Below are 4227 nucleotides of genomic sequence, written 5' to 3' on the forward strand. Positions count from 1 at the left end.
TGGTTTCTTTTCTGATGCCTTTGTCTTTGTAGCTGTTTTGGTAGCAGCAGGCTTAGTAGTGGACTTTTTTGTAGTTGCTTTCTTCGCTGGTGTAGCTTTTGCTTTCTTTTCAGCTACAGATGCTTTAGGTTTTTTGCTAGCAGTTTCTTTCTTGGTAGTTGCTTTCTTAGTGGTTGCCTTTTTAGTTTCCTTCACCACTTTAGATACTGCTTTTTTGAGTGTGGCTGGCTTGTCCTTTTGAATTTCAGGTTTCTTGGTAGGGGCTTTCTTTGCTTTAACCTCTTCCTCTTCGGACTTTTCGAGCCAGTCTAAATAGATAGCTTTACTTTCCTTTAAATGCTCTAAATCAGCCCAGACTTCATTTCTTAATAGATCAGCAGGCTGTGAAAAAGAAGTCTTTGAAATTGATATGTGCACCTGCTTGCCCTGATTAATTTGGACAGAGGTGTTTTTATCCAGTTTTGGCTTTTGTTCTGGTTTAGGTTCCTTTTTCGGTGCAACAATTTTCGGTGCTACCCCACCTAATATTACTTCTTTTAATATTTGGCGATCTGTTGCATACATAGCTGCCCTATTAAGGGAGTTAGCTGCATTTTTGGCTTTAGCGTCATGGTTTGCCTTGGCCACTAGTGTATGTATAACCTGACTGTACGGAAAAGACTTAGCTAGCTCCTGAAGTCCCTGACGATCGTCATCAGGGATACTGTTGTAATTCTGGATTAAGCTATTAAATTTTTGTTTGTTCAAAGCGGTTTATTTACAAACTAACGTCAAGTGCAAGTGGGTAAAAATATATCAATTTTTACCAATTGGCAACCGAGGCATTGAATATATCCAAAATTATCTGATCATATATTTCTTCAATCAGCTGATTTTCGACTGTAGTAAGGTTTTGATTGCTATCGTAGTCCGAATAAAAAGAAAAACTTTTGTTCTCAAAGTTAAAAGTATCATCAGTCGTATTGACATAACTGGCTTTTACTGTGATAGTTAATCTGGTTAAAGCTGAAAGACCAGACTCATTATCTCTACCCGCTGTAGGAGCTACAGGAGTAAGTTTATATCCTGTTACAGCACCTTCCAACTGAAGCTCGCCATCATCTTGGACAAGGGTTAGATTGGTGTTTTGCTGATAATAATCACGGATCTTATTGGTGAACGTCTGAGACAAATCGGGAGGCCCACCTTCAGCATCGTTATAAAATGTCTGAATTGAGAGCGTCTCGGCCGTAATGGCTACACCAGTGAAAGAATACACACCACAGCCAGAAAGAAAAGCTGTAGCTAGAATGAAAATAATTGAGTAACTCAGTTTATAAATCTTCGAGTTCATACTGCTTAATTTTTCTATAAAGTGTTCTTTCAGAAATGCCCAGATCCAACGCTGCATATTTCCTTTTATTATTATTCTTATTAAGCGCTTTTATTATAAGTTCTTTTTCTTTCTTCTCAAGCGACAAGGATTCATCCTCTTCCGTCTCATGAGTTATGTCCTGAATATCGTCATGATCTTCAGCGTCATATATTTCAGGCTCGTTTGAGCTGCTTTTGATGTTTAATAGCACAGGCTCTTCATGACTTGGTCTTGGTATTATGCTTGTTGTCTCTAAATCCTCAAACAGCTCACTGTGGTCATCAATGATTTCCTTATTAGGACTATCGCTTTTAAGCACCTTAAGAACAAATTTCTTCAACTCATTCATGTCCTTCTTCATATCAAAAAGCACCTTGTACAACAAGTCTCTTTCTGATAGGCTTTCTTTGTCTTGATTTTTATAAAGAGCAGGAAGGCTCGTACTTTGACTAGGCAAATAACTATTTAATTGTTGAGCATCAATGCTTTTTTCATCAGTAGACAGAACAGATATCTGCTCTACAATATTTTTAAGTTGCCTTATGTTTCCCGGAAAACGGTATTTAAGCAAAACAACTTTAGCATCTTCTGTTAAAGTTATAGGTTTGACCCTGTACCTTTCTGAAAAGTCTGAAGCAAACTTTCTGAAAAGCAAGTCTATATCTTGCCCTCGCTCCCTTAAGGGAGGCACATAAATTGGTACAGTGCTCAACCTGTAATAGAGGTCTTCCCGAAACTTTCCGTTATCTACATTCTTTACCAGATTAACATTAGTAGCAGCGACAACCCTTACGTCTGTCTTTTGCACTTTAGAAGAACCCACTTTAATGAACTCTCCATTTTCCAAAACTCTCAAAAGCCTCGCTTGTGTTGCTAATGGCATTTCGCCAATCTCATCAAGGAAGATAGTTCCACCATTACTTACTTCGAAATAACCTTTTCTGGCTTCATGGGCACCTGTAAAGGAGCCTTTCTCATGTCCGAATAACTCAGAGTCGATAGTGCCTTCTGGTATAGAGCCACAGTTTATGGCAATAAACTGATTATGTTTTCTTGGGCTTAAGTGATGGATAATTTTGCTGAATGATTCCTTACCACTACCACTTTCGCCTGTAATGAGTACAGACATGTCTGTAGGGGCTACTTGTGCAGCTACCGTAATGGCATGATTGAGTAAGTCTGAATTACCAATAATGCCAAATCGTTGCTTAATGCTTCTTAATTCAGATTCTGACATTATTTGCTTTCCGTGTTTACTATTTTACCAAATAAAGTGGCGTGATTACAATCATTAACCAGGACGTGAACATAGTCACCTTTTTTGTGACCTTCACCATCAAATATTATTACCTTGTTGGCTGAGTTTCTTCCCTGAAGTTGTTCGTCAGATCTTTTTGAAGTTCCTTCAATAAGGACTTCATGCGTTTTTCCAAGGTCAAGCCTGTTTCGGGAGAATGAAGTCTCATGCTGCTTGGTAATAATTTCAGCTAGTCTTCTTTTCTTAATATCAAGAGGAATATCATCTTCATATTTCTTTTCAGCCAAAGTGCCTGGTCGTTCGCTGTAGTAGAACATGTATGAGAAATCATACTGAACATAATCCATTAATGTTAGCGTATCTTGATGTTCTTCCTCAGTCTCAGAGCAGAAGCCAGTGATCATATCTGAAGAAATACCACATTCATCTCCCAATATCGATCTAATAGCATCTACACGGTTGATGTACCACTCTCTATCGTAAGTTCGGTTCATCATTTCTAGAATTCTGCTATTACCACTTTGAACAGGTAAATGAATGTATTTACAGATGTTGTCGTACTTTTTCATTGTATACAACACCTCATCAGTAATGTCTTTAGGATGTGAAGTTGAAAATCGAACTCTAAGCTTTGGATCAACTTGAGCTACCATTTCGATGAGGTTGGCAAAGTTTATAATTTCGCTAACCTCACTTTTTTCAAGCTTAACCTTATTATTTGCCTCTGGCGACCATTTGTAAGAGTCCACATTTTGGCCAAGTAAAGTAACTTCCTTATAACCTTTGTCAAATAGATCTTGTGCTTCTTTAACAATGGAGTAGGGGTCTCGGCTTCTTTCTCTACCTCTGGTAAAGGGAACTACACAGAATGAGCACATGTTGTCACAACCACGCATAATTGAGATAAATGCCGTGACACCATTTGAATTTAGTCTTACAGGACTAATGTCTGCGTATGTTTCTTCTCTTGATAAAAATGTATTAACCGCCTTCTGGCCCTCATCCACCTGACTTACAAGCCCTGGTAAATCTCTATAGGCATCAGGGCCGGCCACCAAGTCAACAATCTTTTCTTCGTCTAATAGCTTGGCTTTCAACCTTTCGGCCATGCAACCCAAAACACCAATAAGCATTTCAGGTTTCTTTTTTTTGATTGTGTTGAACTGAGCAAGTCTGCGCCTAACAGTTGTCTCTGCCTTTTCTCTGATTGAACATGTATTAAGGAAGACAACATCAGCTTCTGCAAAATTTGAAGTTGTATCAAATCCATTTTCAGCCATGATAGATGAGACTATTTCACTATCAGAAAAATTCATCTGACAGCCGTAACTCTCAATATATAATTTTCTCGATTTTCCAGTATTGGTATTTACTGAAACCTTAACGGTCTCGCAAGATTCAGTCTTCTCTTCCTCTGAAATTATATCTATGTCGTTGATTAAGTTGTCCATTAAAACTGCATCATTAAATACCGTGCAAAACTAGTAATATCAGCATAAAGTGACATTATGTCAGTTGATTTTTATCAATTTTAAATAATGAAGAAATTGCAGATGCTTTTAACAAGCACTCTTCATATTCAGCTTCCGCATCTGAGTCGTAGGTAATGGCTCCA

General features: G+C 38.0%; 3 protein-coding genes and 1 pseudogene. All 4 read right to left on the minus strand.

The window, feature by feature from the left end; translation table 11 throughout:
• Positions 1-747 (minus strand): annotated as a pseudogene (locus E1140_RS01460) (hypothetical protein); the annotation flags it as partial.
• Positions 748-802: 55 nt separating this feature from the next.
• A complete protein-coding gene (locus tag E1140_RS01465) occupies positions 803-1333 on the minus strand; it encodes an LptE family protein (protein ID WP_155178298.1) in 531 nt (176 codons plus the stop codon).
• Positions 1314-2591 carry a sigma-54 interaction domain-containing protein gene (locus E1140_RS01470; RefSeq protein ID WP_155178300.1) on the minus strand — a complete coding sequence of 426 codons (1278 nt, stop codon included), beginning with the start codon at positions 2589-2591 and terminating at the stop codon, positions 1314-1316. Before E1140_RS01470 ends, E1140_RS01465 begins: the two co-directional genes overlap by 20 nt.
• Positions 2591-4063: a tRNA (N6-isopentenyl adenosine(37)-C2)-methylthiotransferase MiaB gene (gene miaB, locus E1140_RS01475; protein ID WP_155178302.1), complete on the minus strand. Its 1473-nt coding sequence runs from the start codon at positions 4061-4063 to the stop codon at positions 2591-2593. The genes E1140_RS01470 and miaB overlap by 1 nt, the downstream gene beginning before the upstream one ends.
• Positions 4064-4227 lie beyond the last annotated feature (164 nt).

The sequence above is a fragment of the Fulvivirga lutimaris genome (assembly GCF_009711525.1).
In the GTDB taxonomy this organism is placed as follows: domain Bacteria; phylum Bacteroidota; class Bacteroidia; order Cytophagales; family Cyclobacteriaceae; genus Fulvivirga; species Fulvivirga lutimaris.

Bases quoted from the DNA above. Each gene is read 5' to 3' on its own strand.
- E1140_RS01465 (WP_155178298.1), bottom strand. From the start codon at position 1,333: ATGAACTCGAAGATTTATAAACTGAGTTACTCAATTATTTTCATTCTA.
- E1140_RS01470 (WP_155178300.1), bottom strand. From the start codon at position 2,591: ATGTCAGAATCTGAATTAAGAAGCATTAAGCAACGATTTGGCATTATT.
- miaB (WP_155178302.1), bottom strand. From the start codon at position 4,063: ATGGACAACTTAATCAACGACATAGATATAATTTCAGAGGAAGAGAAG.